Genomic DNA, 22,758 nt, shown 5'->3' with positions numbered 1-22,758 from the left:
GGACACCTCCTTGCAGGTCCAACGGCCGCGAACCACGTCCATGTGATGCATCCGGTGTCCAGTCTAACGGCAGTCTCAGCGAGGCTGCGTCAGAACCGCCGACTTCGTGAAGAAGACCAGGCGGAACTTGCCGATCATGATCTCGTCGCCGTTGCGCAGCGCCTGGTCGTCCACGCGGCGGCGGTTGACGTACGTACCGTTGAGGCTGCCCGCGTCCGTGACGTGGTAGACGCCGTCGATGCGGTGGAACACGGCATGCGCGCGGGATACGGTCGAATCGTCGAGCAGGATGTCGGCGTTGGGATCGCGTCCGACGCTGACCTCGTCCTCGTCGAGCAGATAGCGGGAACCGGTCACGGCGCCACGGGTGGAGATCAGCAGCGCGGTGCCGTCCGCGAGTCTGGCGATCGTGTCCAGATCCTCCTGGGTGAGCGGACGATCGCCGGTGGAAGTGACGGGAATGGTGATGGCAGGCAGACCGATGATGGTGGTTTCGCCTGCGGTGGGAATCGGATCAGTCATGCAAGCTATTGTACCGTCTCGGCATACGTATAGGTGGGAACTTCCCGCACCGTTTCGATTTTCACGTCGTCGGACTGCGCGATGGTCACGGTCGCGCCGAAGTCGAGCTTGAGGCTGGATCCCACTCCCCCGGCGATGTCGACGGCGCTCTGCAGCGTCGGCGGGTCGCCGATGGCTTTGACCACGTACGGGCTGGAGATCACCTGGTCGTCGCAGACGAGCGCATCGCCGCTGCGACGGATGGACGTGGAGGTGATGACGCGCACGCCGTCGAACTCGATGACCTCGGCGCCGGCGTTGCGCAGCTCCTCGATGAGATGGAACATGGTGGCGGCGTCGATGGGCGTGCCCGGCTGTTCGGACACGGTGATCGTGACGCCCTTGCCCTGAGCCGGCAGACGCCCGGACAGGATGCCGGCGGTCTGCTCGTTCTGCTGCGCGATACGGCGCGCCTGCTCCTGCTTGTCGGCGGCCACCTTGATGGAGTCGAGCTGTTCGGTCAGCTCCGCCTTGCGTTCCTCGAGCTTGGTCACCTGCGTGCTGGTCTCGGTGAAGAGGCGCCTCAGCTCGTCCTCGGTCATCGACTCGTACGAGGACTGCGTGTTGTGCACCTGCACCATGTAGCCGAATCCGAGCAGCGCGCACAGCACCGCCACCAGCGCGCTGGTGATCAGGCGGGTGCGCGTGGCGTTCGCGTCCAGCCCCCCGCGCCCTCTGCGGTCGCGCCTGCCGCCCTTGCGCCGCACGGCGGGGAACACGCCCGTGTCGGTGCGGTCGTTCGCCTTGTCGCGGTGATGCCGGCGCCGCATCTGGCGCATGGCGTTCTCCCCGCCGTTGTCCGGTCGGGAATCGTCCCTGGGATCGTTGAGCTCGTTCGCGTCCTGCGTCATGGCGTCAGCTCCTGAACACGAAGCGGCGGATGGCCGAGACGTTGGAGAAGATGCGGATGCCCAGCACCACGATCACGGCCGTGGTGAGCTGCGAGCCCACGCCGAGCTGGTTGCCCAGGAACACGAGCAGCGTGGCCGTGACGACGTTGGAGAAGAAGGAGATCACGAACACCTTGTTGGAGAAGCTGCGTTCGAAGTAGGCACGGGCGGCGCCCAGCAGCGCGTCCAGCGCCGCCACCACCATGATCGGCAGGTACGGCTGCAGCACGATCGGGATGTCGGGCTGCAGGAAGATGCCAATCACCACGCCGATGATCAAACCCAGTACAGCAGCCATCTAGTCGACGCTCCTTGCATATGAGAGGTTCTTCGGTTCCGCCGCTTTCAGTGTAATCGTCTTCTGCGAGGAAATCTTCGGATAGATGCCGGCCTGTTCGAGCACGGCGTTGCGGCCTTCTCCCCCGCCGACGTCCACGGCGGCCCTGAGCGCGTCGCCGTCGCCGATGGCCTCGATGACGTACGGGCTTTCGATCTTGGTCAGGTCCACCAGGATCGTGCCGCCGGCCTTGCGGATCGCGCTCTGGATGCCGAGCCGGTTCCCGTTGACCGCGATGGCCTCGGCGCCGGCGCCCCACAGCTGCGACACGTACCACTGCAGGTCGCCGTCGGTGATCACGCGCAGCTGGGACGATGACGAGGCGTCGTCCGACTTCGCGGCCAGCGGATTGGCCAGGGTGACGGAGATGCCCGGCCCCTGCACGGCCACCGCGCCGATGGTCATCTCGTCGCGCAGCTGCGTGGGATCCACGGTGTCGGCGCCGACCTGGTCGGACAGGGCGTCGATCTGCCCGCGCAGGTCGCTCACGTCCTTCGTCAGGGCGTCGGAGCGCTGCGACACCTCCTCGATGCGGCTGATGTACCAGTCGCGCTGCTGCTTGCGCGGATCGGCGTGCAGACGCTGCACCACCACGGATCCGGCCACGCCCACGGCCACGCAGATGACGAACACGATGACGCGGGTGGCCCATACGGTGAACGCGGAGCGGGGCCGCTGGTCCAGCAGCGAGTCGGCGTACAGCGAGTCCATCGGGCGGTTGGTCAGGTCGTCGATGAGACGCAGGGAGTCGTCCGCGAGCCTGCGGCGGCGCGTGGCGTTCTGCGTGCGGATGCCCATGGGGCCTTCGGCGTACTGCCGCGTGAGTCCTAGGGCCCCCGCGGAGAACGTGGTGCGGCGTCGTCTGGGGGTGAACGATCCCGGGACGGGGATGCTCTCCGGGATCGGCTCGTTGCCGTCCGTGCCGCTCATGGCCGCGGATCCGCCTCGACCGCGGCGTTCCGCGTGGAGCGACGCTCGTCGCGGATCACGTCGTGCCCCTGCTTGAGGTAGATGATGCCCGCCATCCAGTACAGGGCCGCGCCCCAGATCAGTCCGGCGACGCAGATGAGATGCAGCGCGGTGGTGAGCCTGCCGGCCCACAGCTCGGCGATGATGAACGCCGGGATCGTCATCATGAGCACCGCGGTGCCGGCCTTGCCCACGAAGTGCACCGGCAGCGGACCGTAGCCGTACTGCGCGAGCACGAGGATCTCGATCGCCATGACCAGATCGCGCGCGCCCACCACGATGAGCACCCACCACGGGATGATCTGCGCGATGCCAAGCGCCACCACCGAGCAGAAGATGAGCAGACGGTCCGCGATCGGATCGAGAATCTGTCCGATCTTGCTCACCTGGTTGAATCGCCGCGCCACGATCCCGTCGAGCCCGTCGGACAGGGCTCCCACGGCGAGCACCACGAGGGCCCAGATCATCTCGCGGTGCACCACCAGCACGGCGAACACGGGGATCGTGAGGATGCGCAGCAGGCTGATGGCATTGGGTACGGTCCAGATCAGGTCCCGTGCCTCAGGACTGTATGCCGTGTCTTCCCGATGCGTTGTCAACGAATCAGCCTCCGTGATAAATGTGGGCGTCGCCGCGCGGCATGGGACCGCACGGCGACGCCGGAAACTACATGCGCGACGCCTGCAGCGCCGTGACGATGATGCCTCGGGCGCCCACTTCGTACAGGTCGTCCATGAGCTGGTTGACCTTCTTCTTGGGCACCATGACGCGCACGGCGTTCCACTGCTTGTCGTGCAGCGGGGAGATCGTGGGGCTTTCGAAGCCGGGGGTCACGGCCACGGCGGCGGCGACCTTGTCGACCGGGATGTCGTAGTCCATGAGCACGTACTGGTGCGCGGTGAGCACGCCCTGCAGGCGGCGGGTGAGCACCGTGAGGCGCGGGTCCTTCTCGTCCAGGCGCGGCGAACGGATGAGACACGCCTCGGAGTGCATGAGCGGATCGGCGAAGATGCGCAGGCCGGCATTCCTGAGCGTGGTGCCGGTGGAGACCACGTCGGCGATGAGGTCGGCCACGCCGAGTTGCACGGACGATTCGACGGCGCCGTCGAGATGGATGGTCTCGGCGCTGATGCCGTGCTCGGTCAGATAGTCGTGCACGAGCTTGTCGAACGTGGTGGCGACGCGCTTGCCTTCGATGTCCTCGAGGCGGCTGATGGGCGATTCGTTGGGGGCGGCGAAGCGGAACGTGGACGCTCCGAAGCCGAGAGGCATGTGCTCGAGCGCCTTGGTGCCGGAGTTCTTGAGCAGATCCTCGCCGGTGATGCCGACGTCGATCGTGCCGGAACCCACGTACACGGCGATGTCGAGCGGACGCAGGTAGAACAGCTCGATCTCGTTGTCCGGATCCTGCACCACGAGCTGACGCGGATTGGTGCGCAGACGGTATCCCGCCTCCGCGAGCATGTTCCACGCCGGTTCGGACAGCATGCCCTTGTTGGGCACGGCGATGCGAAGCATATCGGTCACTTTCCCTTCTCGTGCGATGCCCGCGGTCCCGCCGCGGGCCGACTTTGCCTTACAGGTTCTTGTACACGTCTTCGAGCGTGACGCCGTGCTTGATCATCATGACCTGCACGTGGTAGAGCAGCTGGCTCATCTCCTCGGCCATGCGCTCGTTGCCTTCGTATTCGGCGGCAATCCAGGTCTCGCCGGCCTCCTCCACGATCTTCTTGCCGATGAAGTGGGTGCCCTTGTCCAGCTCGTCGACGGTCAGCGACCCTTCGGGACGGGTCTTGGACTTCTCCAGCAGCTCGGCATAGAGCGATTCGAACGTCTTCATGATGATTGGGAATCCTTACTGTTGTGCCTGCGGGGACGCGCTCATGCGCGCGCAGGTGTCGCTTGTGTTGTCTGCGTCCGTTACGGCGGTCAGGCTCTGAACGCGGCCTCGGCCTTGGCGCGGATCTGGTCGATCGCCTCGGCGGGGCTGGGCGCGCCGTACACGGCGGAACCCGCCACCAGCACGTCGGCGCCCGCGGCGGCCACGATGTCGGCGGTCTTGGGGCTCACGCCGCCGTCCACCTGGATCCTCACGTCCAGTCCGCGGCGCGTGATCTCGTCGCGCAGGCGACGGACCTTGTTCATCTGGTTGCCGAGGAACTTCTGGCCGCCGAAGCCGGGCTCCACGGTCATGACGAGCACCATGTCGAACTCGTCGAGGATGTCGAACAGCGGCTCGACCGGTTCGGCGGGACGCACGGCGAAGCACGCCCTGACGCCCATGTCGCGCAGCTGGCGGGCGAGACGGACCGGCGCATGCGTGGCGCCCATGTGGAACGTCACGGAGGCGGCGCCGCACTTGGCGAACTCGGGGGCCCAGCGGTCCGGATCCTCGATCATCAGATGCACGTCCACGGGCAGGTCGGTGACCTCGCAGATGCGCTTGACGATCGGCTCGCCGAGCGTGAGGTTCGGGACGAAGTGATGGTCCATCACGTCGACGTGGACGAGATCCGCGTTGGCGATGGCCTTGAGGTCACGCTCGAGGTTGCAGAAATCGGCGGACAGGATGCTGGGTGCGATCTGAATGCTCATGGCTCCTCATTCTATGGACGGGTAGGTACGTCGTCGGGCTCGCCGTCCGGCCGCTCGGCAGGTTCGGCGTGGTTGTCGGGTTCGGCCTCGCGTTGCGCGTCCCGCGTCCGCGGACCGGCGGCACGGCCGTCGCCGTCCGACTCGAGCTCGGCCTCCATCTCGGTGACGGTGCGCAGCTTCTCGGCGAGCAGCGCGGCGGACTTGCCGTGCTGCATGATGAGCACGAGCGCCACGGCGCCGAGCACGAACACGACCATCGACACCCACACGTTGATGCGCACGCCGAGGAACGTGTGCGCGAAGTCGATGCGCAGCGCCTCGATCCAGGTGCGTCCCGCCGTGTACCACATCACGTAGATGGCGAACAGCGAGCCGGCCTTCAGCGCCCTGATGGCCTTCGACCCGATCCAGACGATGAGCAGCGCGCCGATCAGGTTCCAGATCATCTCGTACAGGAACGTGGGATGGAACAGCGTGCCGGTGGGGCAGGTCTGCCCGTCGTAGCACTGCTCGGTGGCGCCGATGGCGGCGCCCGCGGTGTTGAGCTTCAGACCCCACGGCAGCGTGGTGGGCGCGCCGTAGAGCTCCTGGTTGAACCAGTTGCCCAGACGTCCGATCGCCTGCGCGACCAGCAGCCCCGGGGCCACCGCGTCGCCCAGCAGCGCCATCGGATAGTGCTTGTGCCGGCACCACGCCCACGTGCCCAGAGCGCCCAGCAGGATGCCGCCCCAGATGCCCAGTCCGCCGTTCCAGATCTTGAACATCTCCACCCAGTTGCCGTTCGGGCCGAAGAACCGTTCCGGCGTGGTGACGATGTGGTACAGGCGCGCGCCCACGATGCCGCAGGGCACCGCGACGATGGCGATGTCCAGGATCTGGTCGAACGTGCCGCCGTAGCGTCGCCACCGCTTGGAGGTCATCCAGACAGCGGCGACGATCCCGGCAAGGATGCACAGGGCATAGAAGCGTATCGTCACCGGACCGATCTGGAACTGCGAGATCGTGGGAGACGGGATGTAAGCGAGATTCATGGTCCCTATCCTAGGCGGGACCCCTCTACCTGGCCCCGGCCACGCCGGCCACGAGCTCGTCGGTCTTCGCGGCGAGCCTGCTCAGCCCCTCGGCCTCATCCAGCGCGTTGCGGCCGGAATCGTCGAGCAGCTGGTGCACCAGCGCGGAACCGACGATCACGCCGTCGGCGTAGGCGCCCACCTTCGCGGCCTGCTCGGCCGTGGAGACGCCGATGCCCACGCACACGCGCCCGGCGCCGGCCCGGCGGGTGCGCTCCACCAGCTGCTCCGGGGACGAGCTCAGCGTGTTGCGCTCGCCGGTCACGCCCATGCGCGAGGCGGCGTAGACGAAGCCGCGGGCCGCCTTGGCGACGACCTCGAGACGTTCGTCGGCGGAGTCCGGGGAGACGAGGAAGATGCGGTCCAGGCCATGGCGGTCGGACGCCTCGATCCACTCCCCCGCCTCGTCCGGGATGAGGTCCGGGGTGATGAGTCCGGCGCCGCCGGCGTTCTCGAAGTCGCGTGCGAAGCGCTCGACGCCGTAGTGGTAGATGAGGTTCCAGTAGCTCATGATCAGCGGGGTACCGCCCGCGTTGGCCACGGTCTCCACGGCCCTGAACACGCCGTTGATGCTTTCGCCGTTGTTCAGCGCGATCTGGCTGGCCGCCTGGATGACCGGGCCGTCCATGACCGGATCGGAGTACGGCAGACCGATCTCGACGGCGTCGACGCCGTGCTCCACCAGCGTCCGGAACGCCTTCAGGGAGACCTCGGGGTCCGGGAAACCGTAGGGCAGGTAGCCGATGAACGCCGGGCGGCCGGCATTGTCGAGCCGCTCGAACATGGCCGCCGTGGGGCTGGGCCTGTGGCTGATGCCGAGGGGCTGTCCCGACGGCGTGGTTGCGGTGTTGCTCATGATGTGTGTCCTCTCCAACGTTGCATGTGTTCCGGATGCGGCGGATCAGGCGACCGTGTCGCCGTGCGCGCCGGTGACCTCGAGCGCCTTCGACTGCTCGTCGGTCAGGTAGCCGAACCACTTGCCGGCGGTGGCCATGTCCTTGTCGCCGCGGCCGGAGATGTTGATGATCATCACCGGGTGCTCGTAGCCCTTGGCCTTGAGATCGGCGGCGGCCTTGTAGGCGCCGGCCACGGCGTGCGACGACTCGATGGCCGGGATGATGCCCTCGGTCTGGCTCAGGTCGCGGAACGCGTTCATGGCCTCCTCGTCGGTGGCCCAGGAGTAGTTCACGCGGCCGATGTCCTTGAGCCACGCGTGCTCCGGGCCCACGGACGCGTAGTCGAGGCCGGCGGAGATGGAGTACGTGTCGAGCGTCTGGCCCTCGTCGGTCTCCAGCAGGTAGCTCTTGGCGCCCTGGAACATGCCGAGCTGGCCGGTGCCGGGCGCGAAGCGGATGGCGTGCCTGCCGGACTCGGGGCCGTTGCCGCCGGCCTCGTAGCCGTACAGGTTCACGCGCTCGTCGTCGAGGAACGCGTTCATCACGCCGATGGCGTTGGAGCCGCCGCCCACGCAGGCGCACACCGCATCCGGGTGGTCGATGCCGTACCAGTCCCTGAGCTGCTGCTTCGCCTCCTCGCCGATGACCTTCTGGAAGTCGCGCACCATCTCCGGGAACGGGTGCGGACCGGCCACCGTGCCGAGCAGGTAATGCGTGTCCTTGACGTTGGTGACCCAGTCGCGCAGCGCCTCGTTGATGGCGTCCTTGAGGATCTTGTCGCCGAGCGTCACCTCCACGACCTCGGCGCCCAGCATGCGCATGCGCGCCACGTTGAGGGCCTGGCGGCGGGCGTCGATCTGGCCCATGTAGATGCGGCACTTGAGGCCGAGCATCGCACACACGGTGGCGGTGGCCACGCCGTGCTGGCCGGCGCCGGTCTCCGCAATGACGCGCGTCTTGCCCATGCGCTTGACGAGCAGGGCCTGGCCGAGCGCGTTGTTGATCTTGTGCGCGCCGGTGTGGTTGAGGTCCTCGCGCTTGAGGAACACGCGCGGCGTGATGCCGACCTTCTCGGCGATGCGCGCGGCGAAGCGCGGCGCCTCGGTCAGCGGGCTCGGACGGCCCACGTAGCGCTGGTTGAGGGTGACGAGCTCCCTGGTGAACTCCGGGTCCGCCTTCGCCTCCGTGTAGACGCGCTCCAGTTCGTCGAGCGCGGTGATGAGCGCCTCGGGCACGTAGCGCCCGCCGAACTGTCCCCAGTACGGTCCCTGATGCGTGCTCAGCGGCGTGGTCTCGGATGCCTTCACTCTCTTACCTGCTTTCACTAGTCGTTCCACTGCAAGCGCATGGTCGTCGGCGGTGGCGACTCCCTCGCCCACCAGCACGGCGTCGGCTCCGGCGCGACCGTAGTCCTCTACCTCCACGGCGCCGAACACGCCGGACTCCGCCACCTTCACCACGTCCTCGGGAAGGTCGGCGGCCAGCTCGGCGTACCTGTTCACGTCCACGCGCAGATCCTTGAGGTTGCGCGCGTTGATGCCGATCACGCGTGCCCCGGCGCGGCGGGCGCGTTCGATCTCCTCGCGCGTGTGCGTCTCCACGAGCACGGTCATGCCCAGATCGTGGGCGAGGTCGAGCAGATGCTTGAGCTTGGCGTCGTCGAGCGCGGCCACGATGAGCAGCACCAGATCGGCGCCGTGGGCGCGCGCTTCCCACACCTGATAGTCGGTGACGATGAAGTCCTTGCGCAGCACGGGGATGCGCACCGCCTCGCGCACCTGGTCGAAGTCGTCGAGGCTCCCGAGGAACCGGCGTCCCTCGGTGAGCACGGAGATCGCGCTCGCGCCGCCGCGCTCGTACTCGCGCGCCAGCGCGGCCGGATCGGGAATGTCGCTCAGGTGGCCCTTGGACGGCGACGCGCGCTTGATCTCGGCGATCACGGGGATGCCGTCGGCGCGCTTGAGCCATCGGATCGCGTCGATCGGTGCCGGAGCTGCGACGGCAGCCTCCTTGACCTCCTCGAGCGGCGTGACCTTCTCGCGCGCGGCGGCGTCCTCTACGGCCCCCGCTACCAAATCATCCAGAACCGACATGTCCCTCCCTTTGTTTGGCGGATCATGCGACACTCTAAGCCCCGCCCGTCCGCCGAGGACGCGCCCGTCCTACATTCTGGGCGCGTCGGACGAATCGTGCGGCGCGTGCGCCCAGTCGACCACGGCCTCCACGTTGTTGCCGTCGGGGTCGAGCACGAACGCGGAATAGTAGCCGGGGTGGTACGGGCGCGGTCCGGGCCCGCCGTTGTCGCGTCCGCCCGCCGCCAGCGCGGCGGCGTGGAATTCCCGCACGGCCCGTTCGCTTTCGGCCAGGAACGCGATGTGCGTCACCGGGGACGGTTCGGTGGCGTCGGCGGAGTCGGCCGGGGACACGTAGAAGTCGGCATGCGGCGTGCCGTCGTCCACGCCGAACCCGAGCGTCGGCTCGTGATGCGCCTTGACGACGTATCCGAGCGGGGCCAAAGCCTTCCGGTAGAAGTCGATGCTGCGGGCCACGTCCCGCACGTGCAGCGTGAGATGATCGAGCATGGCCTCCAGCGTACGCCGGCCCGCCGTCGGCGCCAGCGTTCAGCCGCGCGGATCGCGCAGGCCGCGCAGCAGGGCGATCTCGTCGCGATGCGTGGTCTCGGTGAGCTCCTTGGTCTCCAGGATCATCGGCAGCTTCGCAAGATCCGGGTCGTTGACCAGCCGCGCGAAGAACGGGATGCCGAGCCTGCCGTCGCCGATGTTGGCATGGCGGTCCTTGCGCGAGCCGAGCCCGAACTGCGAGTCGTTGGCGTGGATGGCCTTGAGGCGGCCCAGTCCCACGGTCTCGTCGAATCGGCGCTTGACGCCGTCGAAGTCGCCGAGCAGGTCGTATCCGGCGTCGAACACGTGGCAGGTGTCGAGCGTGACGCCCACGCGGCCGCGCATCCCGGCGTCCACGGCGTCGATGATCGCCGCGATCTGCTCGAAGCTGCGCCCGCACTCGGTGCCCTTGCCTGCCATGGTCTCCAGCAGCACGGGCACGTCAGCGTCGGTCTGGTCGAACACGCGTTCGAGGCCGGCGGAGATGAGGCGGATGCCCTCCTCGGCGCCCTGCCCCACGTGCGAGCCGGGATGGATGTTGAGGTAGACGGGCTGGCCGCCCTGCGCGAACGCGCCGAGCAGCGTCAGGTCCTCGGCCATCGCGGAGACGGCGAACGCGCGCTTCGCCTCGTCCTTGGCGCACAGGTTGTACACGTACGGCGCATGCGCGACGATCGGCCCGTAGTGTTCGGCCCGCAGTTCCTCCCCCAGCCGTACGGCGCCGTCCGGCGTGAGCGACTTCGATCTGCGGCCGTACGGAGACCGCGGGAAGAACGCGAACGTGGTGCCGCCTTCGGCATGCGAACGCCTGAGCAGGGCCGGCCAGCCGCCGGTGGTGGACAGATGCGATCCGATGAGCAGTGCGTCTTGCGTCATGCGATTCACCGTAGCGTCGCGCGTTGACGTGGCCCGCGGGCGGGTGCGCGCGCCGCGCGACGTCTCGGGAATCTGCGATATCATGCACGCGGCTGCGCATGGACGTGCGGCACGGCATGAGGAAGGCGGATGGGATGAGGCGGATGATGCGCCGGGTGCGGGCCGCGGCGATGCTGCTGGAGGTCACGGTGGCCACGGGCGTGGCCGTGGGCGTCGCGGGATGGGCGTTCGCCGCCGCGACGGGGCTGGCGATCCGATGGCTGTGGCATGATCTGCCGCTCCGGCTGGGCGTGGGCTCCGTGCGCGACGCCGATCTGGCGCAATGGCCGTTCTGGTTCACGTTCCCGATCATGGCGGTGGGTGCGGTGCTGCTCATGGTGAACGAGCGGACGAACTCCGTGACCGTCACGCCGATCATGGGCGTGATCGACGAGGTGCGCAGGACGGGTCGATATGGCCGCCGCGCGCTGGTGCTGCCGTATTTCGTGGCCGCATGGCTGCCGCTGGCGTTCGGTGCGGCGGCGGGACCGGAGGCCGGGCTGGCGAACGTGGTCGCCTCGGCCGCGACGCGCTTCGGCGGCGCGATGCATGCCGCCGCGGCGGAATGCCTGCGCGCCATGCGCATCGGGGACGATCCTCGTCTCGACGGCGAGAAACGCAAGCCGGACGGCGCGCGCACAGCGGACGAGGACGAGGACTCCGCGCGGTCCGATGCGACGGTTTCCGACGCATCGGCGAAGACCGGGAAGAAGAACGCGCCGTCCGCCGAGCTGTCCGCCGCCGCACGACGCACGGTGGACGCCGCGGCCGTCGCATGCGGCGTCGCCGTGTTCTTCGGGCTCGGGCGTCTGACCGGTTACGGTCTCGCACTGCCGCGACTCTCCCCCATCCGTTGGCATGCGCAGGACGCGCTCTGGGCCGTGCCCGCGCTGATCGCCGGCATCGCTGCAGGCGCGCTGTTCGTCGGCATGACACGGCTGAGCCGGCTCGTCGCCGAACGGTTCGGCGACCACGTGCTGACGCGCGATCTGGCGGTGGCGCTCGTAGTGTCCGCCGCGAGCTGCACGCTGCCGTTCATGCTGTTCTCCGGCGAATCGGATCTCGACCTGCTCGTGGCGCACGCCGCGCAGGCCGGTCCCGTGCTGCTGGCGCTGATCGCCGTCGCACGGTGCGTGACGGCGCCGCTGTGCATCGGCATGGGATGGCGCGGCGGCCAGTTCTTCCCGATGATCTTCGTCGGCGTGACGCTGGGCTACGCGCTGGGAGGCGCGACCGGAGCCGATCCGGTGTTCTGCGCCGCATGCTCCTCCGGCGCGCTGATCGCCATGGTGATCCGTCGTCCGCTCATCGCCTCCCTCATCATGATGCTCGTCATGCCGCTCCCCTCATTCCCCCTGCTGCTCGCTGCCGCCTATGCGGCGAGCCTGGTGCCGCTCCCCCGCACGTTCGACGGCGTTCCCGCGCTGCGGCCGCATCTGCCTGACCGCATGCTGCGCCGTATGCCGCACCGCACGCACTGAGCGGATCACGTCCCGCGCGCGGCGGATTGAGCGGATCCGGTTCGCGGGAACCGGGATTCGCCTAGTGCGGGACTGGCTCCGCTCAATCCACGTCAGACGGGAACCGGATCCGCTCATTCCGCGAGGAACGCCATGAGGTTCCGCGCGTATTGAGCGGATCCGGTCCCCTGATGCGGCAATGCGTCCACATCCGAATCCCTCGAACGGCGAATCGTCGCCTCTGCGGACCGCGGCCGTTCGATCTGCACCGCGCCGGTCCCCGGATAAGCCCTCTGGCATCGGTGCCGCATCGGTGTGTTGTGATGCAGATGCCCGTGAACATGCATCAGTCGGTTTGTGGATTGTGCGGATGCGTATACTTGATGAAATTGGATATTCTGTGATATAAAGTAGATTGTATATATGAGGTAGATTGTCGGAATCCGGTGTCCGGGCCGGCCTTGCACCGGCCCGGACACCACGCCCGCAACTCTTCGGAAGGAGCGAACCATGACCGCGGAACTCGATCCGGTGATCCACCCGGCTTCCCGACTGAGGATCATGACCACGCTCGTCGCCGCGGGAGAAGGCAAGGCGATGCCGTTCGCGCTTCTCGCCGAACGTCTCGACATGACGCCGGGCAATCTCTCGGTGCATCTGACGAAGCTCGAAACGGCCGGATACGTGCGCATCGACAAGACGTTCAGAGGACGCAAGCCCGCCACGTACGCGGTGCTCACGCACGCCGGCGGTCTGGCCTTCGCCCGCTATCTGACCGCTCTCAAGACGCTGCTCGATCCCGTCAGGGAAGGCGTCGGGGACAACGACGCGACGAACTGAGGCGTCTCGCGCACGCCGTGTCATGCACGTCATGACGGATCCTCCCCACGCATCGTCCGCGCGGATAGCATGAAGGCATCACCGGACGCGACGGCGCGCCGGATACGGAAGGCAAAGGCGGTGATCCCCATGACCGGCAGCGGCAATACCCACATCGGCGGCGTGGCCGCAAGACGCATCGTCCGCGCGACCGCATCGGCGGCCGCGGCCGTCGCGATCCTCTCCTGCTCGTGGGCCTGCGGCGGAGGCGGCCGCGTTCCCGGAGCGGGCGACGGATCCATGGGCGCCCGGGAGCTGTCCGGGCGGACGTCCCGCCGCTTCACGCGCAGCGAGATCGTCGAGCTGGCGGATTCCTGCAACGAGCGTCTCGCACCGGAACGTCCGTTCTCGGTGGAGGAACGGAGCCCGGGAACCACGGAGAAGCATCCGCCCATGAACGTCCTGATCGCCGTCGCGGCCCCCCGCCGCCGCGGCGACGGCACGGCGGACGCATACGAGACGACGCCGGAGTTCGTCTGCATGGCCGATGCCCTGAACATGCCCGCAGCCACGCGCGGCGAGCTGGCGGATTCCATGCGACGGCAGGACACGGACGCAGCCGAACCGCTGTCCTGGAACGATCTCGGATTCCGCGGATGGCACGATGCCGGCGGCGACGCCCATCTGGTGCTGACGTGGTACGACCCCGCCGCGGCGGAACGGTAGCGCACGAACGGGGCAGGAATGCCGGAGACGGACGAGTGAGCCTCCCGTCCGCCCTCTGTTCGCACACCGTGTTGACTTTCGTCAGCCGCCTCCATATCATTCGAACGACACGTTGTTGATTCGGATATGGAGATCGTCATGGTCAGGAAGCGCAACACCGGCACCGAGGCCAAGATCAAGGTCGCGTTCACGCAGCTGCTCAAGGAGAAGGGCTTCGACGCGATGACGGTGAGCGACATCGCGCGCATCGCGGGCATCAACCGCGGCACGTTCTACATGCACTACATGGACAAGTTCGACTTGCGCCAGCAGCTCCTCGACAACGCCCTGTTCGATCTGCGCCGCATCCTCACCGATTCCGAGGCGTCGGGCGCCGCGGCCGTCCCGCAGCCCGGAACCGCGGCCCGCCAGCACCCGAGCGTGCTCGACGTGATCTCCCCGCAGTCCACGCTGGCCGCGCTGCGCTACATCCGCAACGACGCCGCGTTCTTCGACGCGGTCACCCGCAGCGGCCACGACATGACGATGTACGAGGAGACCAAGAAGATCCTGCGCCGGCTGCTCGAGGAGAAGGCTGAAGCGATGCACATCCGCCCCGCGCTCGGCGCGATCCCGCATGAATACGGCACCGAGGTGGTGGTCTCCTCCGTCACGTCGATCATCTGGCTGTGGGTGCGCCGCGGCTTCACGGAGTCCCCGGAGGAGATCACCAAGTACATCGAGATCAACAAGCGCATGACGCCGCTGTCGCTGCTGCGCTAGCGGCGTCTCCCCGCGCCTCAGGCCGCCGGTCCTACTGCAGCGTGCCGCCCTTGGCGTAGTCGATCGAGTACCCGTTGGCGGTGTTCCACACGGTCACGTGCTGGTCGATCGATCCGTCGGACGTGCGGATGTCCACGGTCACGGTGCGCGGCAGCAGCTCGTTGCCCGTGTAGTTCGGCGTGGCCATGTACGTGATCGTGCCGTCGGGATGCTTGTCGATCCAGTCGCGCGCCTCGGTCTCCGTGTACGCCATGCCTCCGGCGGGGTTGTTCTTCCCCACGTTCTGGGTGCGGGTGCCGGTGACCATGTTCTCCGCCTTGTCCGCGCCGCCCAGCGACTTGGCGATGAGGTGGCTCTTGTTGAACAGGTAGCCGTGGTAGCAGGTGTTCTTCGGACAGGTGGACTTGTCCTGTGCGCACGTGTTGTCCGCGGTGAGGTTGATGTCCACCTCGGGGTTCCTCTTCGGCCAGCCGGTGATGGTGCTCGGCATGTCGCGGTCGCGCTCGGAGCCGTCGTCGCGCAGCTGCTTGGTGATCACGCCGACGGCGCGGCCGGAGCGGCCGAGCGAGTCGGGCTGCGCATACGTGATCTCGCCGGCGGCGGGCAGGGTGACGCCCGTGAAGTCGGCCTTGCCCGTGACCGTGTAGTAGTCCGGCGCGGCGGCCAGCGACCATTCGGTCACCTGCGCGCCCGAGGACGCCGAAGGGCCGATCAGATCGCCGATCGCGGACGGGTCCACGGCGCATCCGGCCGGGACGAGCAGGGTGACGGCCGCCAGCAGCGCGGCGGCGATCTTCCTCAGATGCATGCAGGCTCCTTCGATGGACGTTCGGGATCGCCGAACGGATGGAATCGAACAGATTTTCGACTCGGACCATTATGCGGCATCGTGGGACGTCGGCGGGACACGGCGCGTCGGAACCGATCCGCGGTCCACGTCCGCGGCCGCAGTGTGGACGCCAAGGGGGTATAAGCGGAGACGCTGTTGGCCCTGAGGGGTATTAATTGCTCTTATGACTATTCTCCAGCTGCGCTACATCGTCAAGATCGTCGAATGCGGGTCCATGAACGAGGCCTCGCATGAGCTCTACGTCTCACAGCCGGCGCTGAGCTCGTCCGTCAAGGAGCTCGAGAACGAGCTCGGCATCGAGATCTTCACGCGCCACTCGCAGGGCATCGCGCTGACGGTGGACGGCGCCGAATTCCTCACCTACGCCCGTCAGGTGCTCGACCAGGCCGACCTGCTCGAGGAGCGCTACAAGCACGCCAAGCCGCGCAAGCAGCTGTGCACGGTCTCCACGCAGCACTACATGTTCGCCGTCGAGGCGTTCGTGGAGATGATCAACTCCATCAAATCCGACGAGTACGAGTTCACGATCCGCGAGACCCGCACGCGCGACATCATCAACCAGACCGCGAACATGCAGTCCGACCTCGGCATCATCTACCTGTCCGACTTCAACAAGGACGTGATCGGCAAGCTGCTGCGCGAGAAGCACCTCGCGTTCCACCCGCTGTTCCGCGCCCCGCTGCACGTGTTCCTGGCGCGCACCAACCCGCTGGCCGCCAAGAAGAAGATCACCATGGAGGATCTGAAGCCCTATCCGTTCATCCAGTACGAGCAGGGCGAGGAGGGCAGCTTCTACTTCTACGAGGAGGCGGTCTGGCCGGACTACTCCCCCAAGCAGATCAACGTGACCGACCGCGCCACGATCCTCAACTTCATCATCGGCCTCAACGGCTACACGGTGTGCACGGGCATCGACAACGGCGACCTCAACAACGAGAAGATCGTCACCGTGCCGCTCGAATCCGACGAGACCATGCTCGTCGGCTGGATCACCAACGAACGCGCCAAGCTCTCCGCCGCCGCGGAGACCTATCTGAGCAAGCTCAAGTCCGTGGTGGCCGACCACGGCTACAACCTGATCGACTAGTCCGCCGATCGTTCGGACCGGCGTTCGGCATCCCGCTGTGACTTCGGCACCCGCTCCCCCACTGTATTGCACGTCGGCAATACAGTGGGGGAGCGCTGTTATGCACGCACGTAGTACAGCGAAATTCCGAGGGACGCGGCCCCACGGAACCCGTCCCGATAGCCCGCCATCGATTATTCCGATATCCGCCGTGGGCGTATCGGCCGTGTCGGTATATCTCAGCATGATATATTTCCTAATGAGTTGATGCGCCGCACGCGGCGTGAAGCAGTCACCATCAGGAGGAAAGCATGTCCAAGAAGATCCTGTTCATCGTCGGCTCCCTGCGCGAGCAGTCCTTCAACAAGGAGCTCGCTGGTCTCGCCGAGGCCGATCTCAAGGCCAAGGGCGCCGAGGTCTCCTACCTCGACTACGCGGACGTCCCGCTGTTCGACCAGGACGACGAGTACCCCACCCCGGCCGCCGTGACCCGCGTGCGTCAGGAGGTCGTGGACGCCGACGCCATCTGGATCTTCTCCCCCGAGTACAACTACAGCTACCCGGGCGTGCTGAAGAACCTGCTCGACTGGCTGTCCCGTCCGCTCAAGGACTATGACTTCGGCGGCCCGACCGCGCTGAGCGGCAAGACCGTGGCCCTCGCCTCCATCGCCGGCCAGTCCGCCGGCAAGGGCGTGCGCTCCAAGCTGGCCGAGCTGTTCAGCTTCGACTTCACCAAGAACACGCTCGTCGACGGCGAGGGCACCGGCGCCTCCCTCGCGCCCGAGGCGTTCACCACCGGCAAGAACGAGTTCACCGAGGAGACCAAGCAGGCCCTCGCCAAGCAGGCCGACGATCTGCTGGCCGCGCTGAACGCCTGATCGTACCGACGCTCGGCGTCAATATGTAAGTGAGGCTCCGACGGATGCATATCCGTCGGAGCCTCACTCGCTATTCGCGCGGTTCGGGGGCGCCCGTGGCGCACGCGCAGATCAGGCGCCGTATTCGGCGAGGTACGCGTCGGCGGCGGCCTTGATCCGCGGCGTCACGTACGGCTCGCCGGACGCGGTGGCGATGTGCTGGCCGGCTTCGAAGATCTCGCGCACGTTGGCGATGGAGAACACGGGGAAGCCGAACTCCGCCTCCACGGCCTTCACGGCCGACGTGTCGGAATCCTTCGTCTTCTCCATGCGGTCCACGGACAGCACGAGGCCCACGACCTCGACGTCCGCCTCGGCCCTGAGCTTGGGGATCACCTCGCGCACGGCGGTGCCGGCGGTCATCACGTCGTCGACGAGCAGCACCTTCATGCCGTCCGTCAGCTGCGTGCCCACCATCATGCCGCCGTCGCCGTGGTCCTTCTTCTCCTTGCGATCGAACGTGTAGCCGATCTCCATGTCGTGCGCGCCGGTCAGCGCGATCGCCGTGGACACGGCCAACGGGATGCCCTTGTAGGCGGGGCCGAACACGGTGTCGATGTCCGCGGGCAGGTTGCCGGCGGCGATCTCGGACGCGATCTTCTCGGCGTAGAACGCGCCGAGCGTGGCGATCTTGCGGCCGTCGTTGAACGCGCCGGCGTTGATGAAGTACGGCGACCTGCGGCCGGACTTGAGGGTGAACTCGCCGAACTTGAGCGCTTGCGAGGCGAGCAGGAACTCGGTGAAGCGATGGTCGAGGCTCGTGGTGGTCATGTGGATGATGCTCCTTCGGTTGGTGCGGGATTGCTCTTGCGGAACGCCGTCAGCGCCATGTCCTGCCGGCGGCGAGCTTGGCGGCGAGCTCGGGGCGGTCGTCCAGCAGGTCGTCCAGCTCGCGCGCCACGCGCAGCGGCGCGATCGGATCGAACAGCGCGGCGGCGCCCACCTCCACGGCGTTGGCGCCGGCGTACAGGTACTCCAGCGCCTTCTCGCCGGAGTCGATGCCGCCGATGCCGATGATCGGCACCTCGGGCAGCGCGGTGCGCACCTGCCACACGCGCGCCAGGCCGATGGGCAGCACGGCCGGCCCGGACACGCCGCCGGTCACGTGGTCGATGATCGGTCTGCCGGTGCGGACGTCGATGCGCATGCCGACGACGGTGTTGATGAGGCTCAGCGCGTCCGCGCCCGCCTCCACCGCGGCTCGCGCGGGCAGGGTGATGTCGGTGACGTTGGGCGTGAGCTTGACGATCATCGGCTTGTCCGTGAGCTCGCGCAGACGGGAGATGAGCCGGTAGAGCGCGTCCGGGTCGGCGCCCACGCTCATGCCGCCGTGGCTCACGTTCGGGCAGCTCACGTTGATCTCCAGCATGTCCGCCGGGGAATCGGCGAGCTTCTCCACCACCTGCGCGTAGTCGTCGTCGCAGTGGCCCGCCACGTTCGAGATGACGGTGGCGCCCGCCGCCTTGAGCTTGGGCAGGTCGTCCACCAGATAGTGGTCCACGCCGGGATTCTGCAGTCCCACGGCGTTGATGTTGCTGCCGGGCCCCTCGGCGGTGCGCACGCCGGGGTTGCCCTCCCACGGCACCGGGGAGACGCCCTTGGTGCACACCGTGCCGAGCTGGCTCACATCGTAGAACCAGCGCACGGCGGCGTACTGGAACGTGCCGGAGGCGGTGCCCACGGGGTTCTTCCACGTCACGCCCGCCACCACGGTGGGATGCTTCCACTCGTGCGCCTCGTACGGGTTCATCGCCGGCTTGTCCATCGTCGCGGTCGAAGTCACGTTCGCCATCGTCTCACTCCCATCCCAGCTGCTCGCGGGTGAACACCGGGCCGTCCGAGCACACCTTGAGCCGTCCGTCCACGGTGTCCACGGTGCACAGCACGCACGTGCCGTAGCCGCAGCCCATGTGCTGCTCCATGCTCAGCTGGCAGGGCAGATCGCGCTTCGCGGCCCACGAGGCCACGGCCTTCATCATCGGCAGCGGTCCGCAGGAGAGGATCGTCACCTTGCCGCCGGATCCCAGCAGCGCCTCCTCGTGGCGGTCGAGCAGCGTGATCACGTTGCCCTCGGACTCGTCGATGCTCAGCGTGGTGTCCGCGTAGCGGCCCACGTACCGGTCCGCGAAGTGCTCGTTGCGGTAGCCGAACACCGCGGTGCAGGTCACGTCGTCGCGGTCGGCGAGGCGCTGCGCCGTGTGGATGAGCGGCGGCACGCCGAGTCCGCCGCCTACGAGCACATAGTGCGCGGCCTCCCTGACGTTGAACGGACGGCCGAGCGGTCCGAGCACGTCGATCATGTCGCCGGGCTCGAGCCTCGCCAGATCGGCGGTGCCCTTGCCGATGACCGCGAAGATCACGCTCACCTCGTCGCCGTCCACTTCGCTCACGCCGAACGGGCGCGGCATGGGCCTGAGCGGGTCGGGGCTGAACAGGTCCACGAACTGTGCGGGCCTGGCGTGTTCGGCGACGTACGGGTCGCGGAACGCGAGGCGCGTCACGCCGGGGACGAGTTCGTCGACGCGGGTCACCCGCACGGGGTGGCGCGGCGGGAAGAATCCGGCCGCTGTGGCCTGCGCCACGATGTCCGCGGCGGGCGGTGCGGACGGTGCGGTTGCGGTGGGGGTGGTCATGGTTGAATCCTTCTGATGCTGATGGTCGTGATTGCGGTACGTGGGCCTCGGAACGTGCCGGAGGCGCGGCGGTCGCGGGTCAGCGGTACACGGCCACGCGCAGGCTGTCGCGCATGTCGATCGCGGCGGCGCGCGCCGATTCCGCGACGAGGTCCAGCGCCTCGTCCGCGCTCATGGCCTCGCCGTACGATCCGGTCTTCTTCCAAGCGCCGATGATGCCGCGCGACGAGTTGACGATCGCGCCGGAGCCGTCCTGATCGAACATGCCGGCCACGTCGGCCGCCGTGCCGCCCTGCGCGCCGTAGCCGGGCACGAGGAAGAACGTGTGCGGCATGCGCTCGCGCAGCGCCCTGCCCTCCTCGGGATGCGTGGCGCCCACGACGGCGCCGACGCGCGAGTAGCCGCGCTTGCCGCGCGTGGATTCGCCCCAGCGCTCCACGAGGTCGGCGACGTGCTCGTACACCTTGCCGCCGTCGGCCAGCTCGAGTTCCTGGATCTCGCTGGAGGACGGGTTGGAGGTGCGCACGAGCGCGAAGATGTCCTTGTCAGCGGCGGCCGCGGCGTCGACGAACGGGGTGATGCCGTCGGTGCCGAGGTACGGGTTGACGGTGACGGCGTCCTCGTGCCACGGGTCGTACTCCCCCACGCCGCTCAGGTGATGCGCGTAGGCGGCGGCCGTGGAGCCGATGTCGCCGCGCTTGATGTCGCCGAGCACGTACAGGCCCTGTTCGCGCGCGTACTCGCAGGTCATCGTGTACACGTCGACGCCGCTGGTGCCGAGCGCCTCGTACATGGCGATCTGCGGCTTGACGGCGGGCACGATGTCGGCCACGGCGTCGATGACGGCGCGGTTGAATTCGTAGAACGCGACGGCGAGCTGCGCCGCGGGCGCCTCCTCGTCGCTTTCGACTTCGCCGCGCACCTCGTCGGCGAAGCTCGCCACCACCTGCGGGGGCACGAGCGCCTCGGTGGGGTCGAGTCCGACGACGCTGGGGTTCTGCTTCGCCTCGATCGCCTCGATCAAGCGGTCCATATCGGTTCCTTTCCTCGAACGTTCCTGTGCGCGTCCCGTGGCGCGCGTTCCGCCGCGGCCCGTCGCCGCGGCATGCGGCTACGCGTGCAGCCTGCTGAAGGCGAGCCCGGAGCCGATGATCGTGGCCAGCGGGCGGCCCGTCACGTCCCATCCGCCGAACGGCGTGTTGCGCGCCTTGGAGTGGAAGCGCTCCGGATCCACGGTCCACGCCGCGTCGGTGGCGAGCACCACGAGGTCCACGGCGTCCGGATCGTCCACCCTGGACAGGTCCAGCAGCCGGTTGCGGCTCTCCGCGCCGGTGCCGGGACCGTCGGGTTCCCCGCCATGCGCCTCGTTGGGCGCCGGCTCGGAGAACGCCTCCACGAGGGCGGCCACGTCGGTGGCCTCGTGCCCCATGAGGCGCTCGGGCGCCACGGACATGAGCTCGATCAGGCGCGCGTCGGAGATGTGTCCGCCGTCCACGAGCACCCTGTGCGCCACGCCGTACGCGCATTCGAGTCCGATGATGCCGTTGGGCGCCTCGAGGAATCCGCGTTCCTTCTCCTCGAGCGTGTGCGGCGCGTGGTCGGTGGCGAGCATGTCCACGGTGCCGTCGGCGATGGCCGCCACGGTGGCCTCGCGGTCCGCCTCGCTGCGCAGCGGCGGGTTCATCTTGGCGAGCGTGCCGTATTCGAGCAGCGCCTCGTCGCTCAGCGCCAGATAGTGCGGCGCGGTCTCGCAGGTGACGGGCAGGCCTTCGGCCTTGGCCCTGCGGATCGCGTCGAAGCTGATGGCGGTGCTCACATGCTGGAAGTGCACGTGCACGCCGGTCTCGCGCGCCTTGGCGATGTCGCGCTCCACCACGCGCAGCTCGGTGTCCTCGGGGATGCCGGGCACGCCCAGCCTGCGGGACACGGAGCCTTCGTTGACGGCGCCGGCGTCATGGTGCTCGCAGTGCTCGATGAGCGGCAGGCCGGACTCCTTCGCCAGCGCGAACACGTCGTCCAGCGTGGCGGGCGTGACGGCCGATCCGTCGTCGCTGATCGCCGTGACCGGGTGCGCGAGCTGGGCGGCGTCCTTCGTCTCGTCGTCCACGCCGGGCATGTAGCGGCGCCAGCGCGCGAATTCGGTCGCCTCGCGCCCCGCACGGCCCTTGGACGCGCACACGCACAGGTCGTAGCGCACGGGCAGCGCCACGTCGTGCGCCTCGCCGTAGTGCTGCAGGTAGTCGATGACCGTGCCGTAGCCGGCGTCGAGCACCTCGCTGGCGCCCGGCTCGCCTGCGCGCACGGGTTCGCCGTCCATCGCAGGCACGGTGTTGGGCATGACGAGCACGTTCGTGTAGCCGCCGGACGCCGCCGCCGCGCATCCGGAGACCATGGACTCCTTGTAGGTCTGGCCGGGGTCGCGGTAGTGCACGTGCGGGTCCGCGAATCCGGGGGCGAGCGTGAGCCCCGTGGCGTCGACGTCGCCGTCCGTCGCGGCGCCGTCCTCGGCGAACAATCCGGCGTGCGCGCTGGGCACGACCAGATCGATGACCTCGTCGGTGTTCCACACCTTGATGTTGCGCAGGGTCAGCATTTCGGGTTCCCTTCCGTTCTCGTCTTGCTGCGGCATCTCGATTCAGTGCCCGTCGTCGCCGTTCCGGGCGTCCGGGCC

25 protein-coding genes are annotated in these 22,758 nt (G+C 67.9%); 6 read left to right on the top strand and 19 right to left on the bottom strand.

The genetic code is table 11. From position 1 onward, the window contains the following. Positions 1-75 precede the first annotated feature (75 nt). The 13 genes from G1C96_RS01500 to G1C96_RS01440 all read right to left on the bottom strand — a co-directional run bounded on the left by G1C96_RS01500 (position 76) and on the right by G1C96_RS01440 (position 10,815). On the bottom strand, positions 76-522 hold the full coding sequence (locus G1C96_RS01500) for an FHA domain-containing protein (protein ID WP_169274874.1): 447 nt from the start codon (positions 520-522) through the stop codon (positions 76-78). Between the two features lie 5 nt (positions 523-527). Next, positions 528-1,340, bottom strand: a complete 813-nt coding sequence (locus G1C96_RS01495; protein ID WP_240945067.1) for a DUF881 domain-containing protein — start codon at positions 1,338-1,340, stop codon at positions 528-530. 76 nt (positions 1,341-1,416) lie between these two features. Further along, a complete protein-coding gene (locus G1C96_RS01490) occupies positions 1,417-1,749 on the bottom strand; it encodes a small basic family protein (RefSeq protein ID WP_169274872.1) in 333 nt (110 codons plus the stop codon). Next, complete coding sequence (locus G1C96_RS01485) at positions 1,750-2,718, bottom strand: DUF881 domain-containing protein (RefSeq protein WP_240945040.1); 969 nt, start codon at positions 2,716-2,718, stop codon at positions 1,750-1,752. Next, positions 2,715-3,356, bottom strand: a complete 642-nt coding sequence (locus G1C96_RS01480; protein ID WP_169274871.1) for a CDP-alcohol phosphatidyltransferase family protein — start codon at positions 3,354-3,356, stop codon at positions 2,715-2,717. The genes G1C96_RS01485 and G1C96_RS01480 overlap by 4 nt, the downstream gene beginning before the upstream one ends. 67 nt (positions 3,357-3,423) lie before the next feature. Next, positions 3,424-4,275 (bottom strand): ATP phosphoribosyltransferase, encoded by an 852-nt coding sequence (gene hisG, locus G1C96_RS01475; protein WP_169275216.1) that lies wholly within the window; start codon positions 4,273-4,275, stop codon positions 3,424-3,426. Positions 4,276-4,333: 58 nt separating this feature from the next. Next, positions 4,334-4,597, bottom strand: a complete 264-nt coding sequence (locus G1C96_RS01470) for a phosphoribosyl-ATP diphosphatase (protein WP_169274870.1) — start codon at positions 4,595-4,597, stop codon at positions 4,334-4,336. Between the two features lie 89 nt (positions 4,598-4,686). Continuing rightward, positions 4,687-5,352, bottom strand: coding sequence for a ribulose-phosphate 3-epimerase (gene rpe / locus G1C96_RS01465; protein WP_169274869.1), 666 nt, complete (start codon positions 5,350-5,352; stop codon positions 4,687-4,689). A gap of 11 nt (positions 5,353-5,363) precedes the next feature. Further along, positions 5,364-6,383: a prolipoprotein diacylglyceryl transferase gene (gene lgt / locus G1C96_RS01460; protein WP_169274868.1), complete on the bottom strand. Its 1,020-nt coding sequence runs from the start codon at positions 6,381-6,383 to the stop codon at positions 5,364-5,366. A gap of 25 nt (positions 6,384-6,408) precedes the next feature. Beyond that, positions 6,409-7,278 (bottom strand): tryptophan synthase subunit alpha, encoded by an 870-nt coding sequence (gene trpA / locus G1C96_RS01455; RefSeq protein ID WP_169274867.1) that lies wholly within the window; start codon positions 7,276-7,278, stop codon positions 6,409-6,411. 45 nt (positions 7,279-7,323) lie between these two features. Next, positions 7,324-9,411: a bifunctional indole-3-glycerol phosphate synthase/tryptophan synthase subunit beta gene (locus G1C96_RS01450; protein ID WP_169274866.1), complete on the bottom strand. Its 2,088-nt coding sequence runs from the start codon at positions 9,409-9,411 to the stop codon at positions 7,324-7,326. Between the two features lie 69 nt (positions 9,412-9,480). After that, complete coding sequence (locus G1C96_RS01445; protein ID WP_169274865.1) at positions 9,481-9,900, bottom strand: VOC family protein; 420 nt, start codon at positions 9,898-9,900, stop codon at positions 9,481-9,483. Positions 9,901-9,939: 39 nt separating this feature from the next. After that, positions 9,940-10,815, bottom strand: coding sequence for a deoxyribonuclease IV (locus G1C96_RS01440; RefSeq protein ID WP_169274864.1), 876 nt, complete (start codon positions 10,813-10,815; stop codon positions 9,940-9,942). A 134-nt stretch (positions 10,816-10,949) separates the two neighbouring features. On the opposite strand from G1C96_RS01440, the gene G1C96_RS01435 reads away from it, so the two are divergent. From G1C96_RS01435 to G1C96_RS01420, 4 genes are all read left to right on the top strand, one after another. Beyond that, entirely contained in the window at positions 10,950-12,335 is a 1,386-nt protein-coding gene (locus tag G1C96_RS01435; protein ID WP_169274863.1) for a chloride channel protein, read from the top strand. A gap of 489 nt (positions 12,336-12,824) precedes the next feature. Then, positions 12,825-13,154, top strand: coding sequence for a transcriptional regulator (locus tag G1C96_RS01430; RefSeq protein WP_169274862.1), 330 nt, complete (start codon positions 12,825-12,827; stop codon positions 13,152-13,154). 129 nt (positions 13,155-13,283) lie between these two features. Then, positions 13,284-13,859 carry a hypothetical protein gene (locus tag G1C96_RS01425; RefSeq protein ID WP_169274861.1) on the top strand — a complete coding sequence of 192 codons (576 nt, stop codon included), beginning with the start codon at positions 13,284-13,286 and terminating at the stop codon, positions 13,857-13,859. Between the two features lie 138 nt (positions 13,860-13,997). After that, a complete protein-coding gene (locus tag G1C96_RS01420; RefSeq protein ID WP_169274860.1) occupies positions 13,998-14,621 on the top strand; it encodes a TetR/AcrR family transcriptional regulator in 624 nt (207 codons plus the stop codon). 31 nt (positions 14,622-14,652) lie between these two features. Here the strand turns inward: G1C96_RS01420 and G1C96_RS01415 are convergent, their stop codons facing one another. After that, the gene (locus G1C96_RS01415) at positions 14,653-15,429 is read right to left on the bottom strand and encodes a DNA/RNA non-specific endonuclease (protein WP_169274859.1); all 777 of its coding nucleotides are present in this window, start codon (positions 15,427-15,429) and stop codon (positions 14,653-14,655) included. Between the two features lie 205 nt (positions 15,430-15,634). Here G1C96_RS01415 and G1C96_RS01410 point away from each other — a divergent pair, with 205 nt between their 5' ends. Both G1C96_RS01410 and G1C96_RS01405 read left to right on the top strand, forming a co-directional pair. Beyond that, entirely contained in the window at positions 15,635-16,558 is a 924-nt protein-coding gene (locus tag G1C96_RS01410; protein ID WP_169274858.1) for a LysR family transcriptional regulator, read from the top strand. Positions 16,559-16,848: 290 nt separating this feature from the next. Further along, positions 16,849-17,415 (top strand): NADPH-dependent FMN reductase, encoded by a 567-nt coding sequence (locus G1C96_RS01405; protein WP_169274857.1) that lies wholly within the window; start codon positions 16,849-16,851, stop codon positions 17,413-17,415. Positions 17,416-17,526: 111 nt separating this feature from the next. Here the strand turns inward: G1C96_RS01405 and pyrE are convergent, their stop codons facing one another. The 5 genes from pyrE to G1C96_RS01380 form a co-directional block, all read right to left on the bottom strand. Continuing rightward, complete coding sequence (gene pyrE, locus G1C96_RS01400; protein ID WP_169274856.1) at positions 17,527-18,225, bottom strand: orotate phosphoribosyltransferase; 699 nt, start codon at positions 18,223-18,225, stop codon at positions 17,527-17,529. A gap of 49 nt (positions 18,226-18,274) precedes the next feature. Then, positions 18,275-19,246 (bottom strand): dihydroorotate dehydrogenase, encoded by a 972-nt coding sequence (locus G1C96_RS01395; RefSeq protein WP_205831989.1) that lies wholly within the window; start codon positions 19,244-19,246, stop codon positions 18,275-18,277. A gap of 4 nt (positions 19,247-19,250) precedes the next feature. Beyond that, the gene (locus G1C96_RS01390; protein ID WP_169274855.1) at positions 19,251-20,087 is read right to left on the bottom strand and encodes a dihydroorotate dehydrogenase electron transfer subunit; all 837 of its coding nucleotides are present in this window, start codon (positions 20,085-20,087) and stop codon (positions 19,251-19,253) included. Between the two features lie 79 nt (positions 20,088-20,166). Continuing rightward, positions 20,167-21,120 carry an orotidine-5'-phosphate decarboxylase gene (gene pyrF / locus G1C96_RS01385; protein ID WP_169274854.1) on the bottom strand — a complete coding sequence of 318 codons (954 nt, stop codon included), beginning with the start codon at positions 21,118-21,120 and terminating at the stop codon, positions 20,167-20,169. A 78-nt stretch (positions 21,121-21,198) separates the two neighbouring features. Next, positions 21,199-22,680 carry a dihydroorotase gene (locus G1C96_RS01380; RefSeq protein ID WP_169274853.1) on the bottom strand — a complete coding sequence of 494 codons (1,482 nt, stop codon included), beginning with the start codon at positions 22,678-22,680 and terminating at the stop codon, positions 21,199-21,201. Between the last annotated feature and the right edge of the window lie 78 nt (positions 22,681-22,758).

It is taken from the genome of Bifidobacterium moraviense (genome assembly GCF_012932365.1).
GTDB lineage: Bacteria > Actinomycetota > Actinomycetes > Actinomycetales > Bifidobacteriaceae > Bifidobacterium > Bifidobacterium moraviense.
Note: the sequence above shows the minus strand (reverse complement) of the source record. Positions and strands in the feature narration are given on the sequence as shown.

What these genes read in the sequence shown, in the direction of transcription:
- G1C96_RS01500 (WP_169274874.1), bottom strand. Translation starts at nt 522, where the DNA reads ATGACTGATCCGATTCCCACCGCAGGCGAAACCACCATCATCGGTCTG.
- G1C96_RS01495 (WP_240945067.1), bottom strand. Translation starts at nt 1,340, where the DNA reads ATGCGCCAGATGCGGCGCCGGCATCACCGCGACAAGGCGAACGACCGC.
- G1C96_RS01490 (WP_169274872.1), bottom strand. Translation starts at nt 1,749, where the DNA reads ATGGCTGCTGTACTGGGTTTGATCATCGGCGTGGTGATTGGCATCTTC.
- G1C96_RS01485 (WP_240945040.1), bottom strand. Translation starts at nt 2,718, where the DNA reads ATGAGCGGCACGGACGGCAACGAGCCGATCCCGGAGAGCATCCCCGTC.
- hisG (WP_169275216.1), bottom strand. Translation starts at nt 4,275, where the DNA reads ATGCTTCGCATCGCCGTGCCCAACAAGGGCATGCTGTCCGAACCGGCG.
- G1C96_RS01470 (WP_169274870.1), bottom strand. Translation starts at nt 4,597, where the DNA reads ATGAAGACGTTCGAATCGCTCTATGCCGAGCTGCTGGAGAAGTCCAAG.
- rpe (WP_169274869.1), bottom strand. Translation starts at nt 5,352, where the DNA reads ATGAGCATTCAGATCGCACCCAGCATCCTGTCCGCCGATTTCTGCAAC.
- lgt (WP_169274868.1), bottom strand. Translation starts at nt 6,383, where the DNA reads ATGAATCTCGCTTACATCCCGTCTCCCACGATCTCGCAGTTCCAGATC.
- trpA (WP_169274867.1), bottom strand. Translation starts at nt 7,278, where the DNA reads ATGAGCAACACCGCAACCACGCCGTCGGGACAGCCCCTCGGCATCAGC.
- G1C96_RS01450 (WP_169274866.1), bottom strand. Translation starts at nt 9,411, where the DNA reads ATGTCGGTTCTGGATGATTTGGTAGCGGGGGCCGTAGAGGACGCCGCC.
- G1C96_RS01445 (WP_169274865.1), bottom strand. Translation starts at nt 9,900, where the DNA reads ATGCTCGATCATCTCACGCTGCACGTGCGGGACGTGGCCCGCAGCATC.
- G1C96_RS01440 (WP_169274864.1), bottom strand. Translation starts at nt 10,815, where the DNA reads ATGACGCAAGACGCACTGCTCATCGGATCGCATCTGTCCACCACCGGC.
- G1C96_RS01435 (WP_169274863.1), top strand. Translation starts at nt 10,950, where the DNA reads ATGAGGCGGATGATGCGCCGGGTGCGGGCCGCGGCGATGCTGCTGGAG.
- G1C96_RS01430 (WP_169274862.1), top strand. Translation starts at nt 12,825, where the DNA reads ATGACCGCGGAACTCGATCCGGTGATCCACCCGGCTTCCCGACTGAGG.
- G1C96_RS01425 (WP_169274861.1), top strand. Translation starts at nt 13,284, where the DNA reads ATGACCGGCAGCGGCAATACCCACATCGGCGGCGTGGCCGCAAGACGC.
- G1C96_RS01420 (WP_169274860.1), top strand. Translation starts at nt 13,998, where the DNA reads ATGGTCAGGAAGCGCAACACCGGCACCGAGGCCAAGATCAAGGTCGCG.
- G1C96_RS01415 (WP_169274859.1), bottom strand. Translation starts at nt 15,429, where the DNA reads ATGCATCTGAGGAAGATCGCCGCCGCGCTGCTGGCGGCCGTCACCCTG.
- G1C96_RS01410 (WP_169274858.1), top strand. Translation starts at nt 15,635, where the DNA reads ATGACTATTCTCCAGCTGCGCTACATCGTCAAGATCGTCGAATGCGGG.
- G1C96_RS01405 (WP_169274857.1), top strand. Translation starts at nt 16,849, where the DNA reads ATGTCCAAGAAGATCCTGTTCATCGTCGGCTCCCTGCGCGAGCAGTCC.
- pyrE (WP_169274856.1), bottom strand. Translation starts at nt 18,225, where the DNA reads ATGACCACCACGAGCCTCGACCATCGCTTCACCGAGTTCCTGCTCGCC.
- G1C96_RS01395 (WP_205831989.1), bottom strand. Translation starts at nt 19,246, where the DNA reads ATGGCGAACGTGACTTCGACCGCGACGATGGACAAGCCGGCGATGAAC.
- G1C96_RS01390 (WP_169274855.1), bottom strand. Translation starts at nt 20,087, where the DNA reads ATGACCACCCCCACCGCAACCGCACCGTCCGCACCGCCCGCCGCGGAC.
- pyrF (WP_169274854.1), bottom strand. Translation starts at nt 21,120, where the DNA reads ATGGACCGCTTGATCGAGGCGATCGAGGCGAAGCAGAACCCCAGCGTC.
- G1C96_RS01380 (WP_169274853.1), bottom strand. Translation starts at nt 22,680, where the DNA reads ATGCTGACCCTGCGCAACATCAAGGTGTGGAACACCGACGAGGTCATC.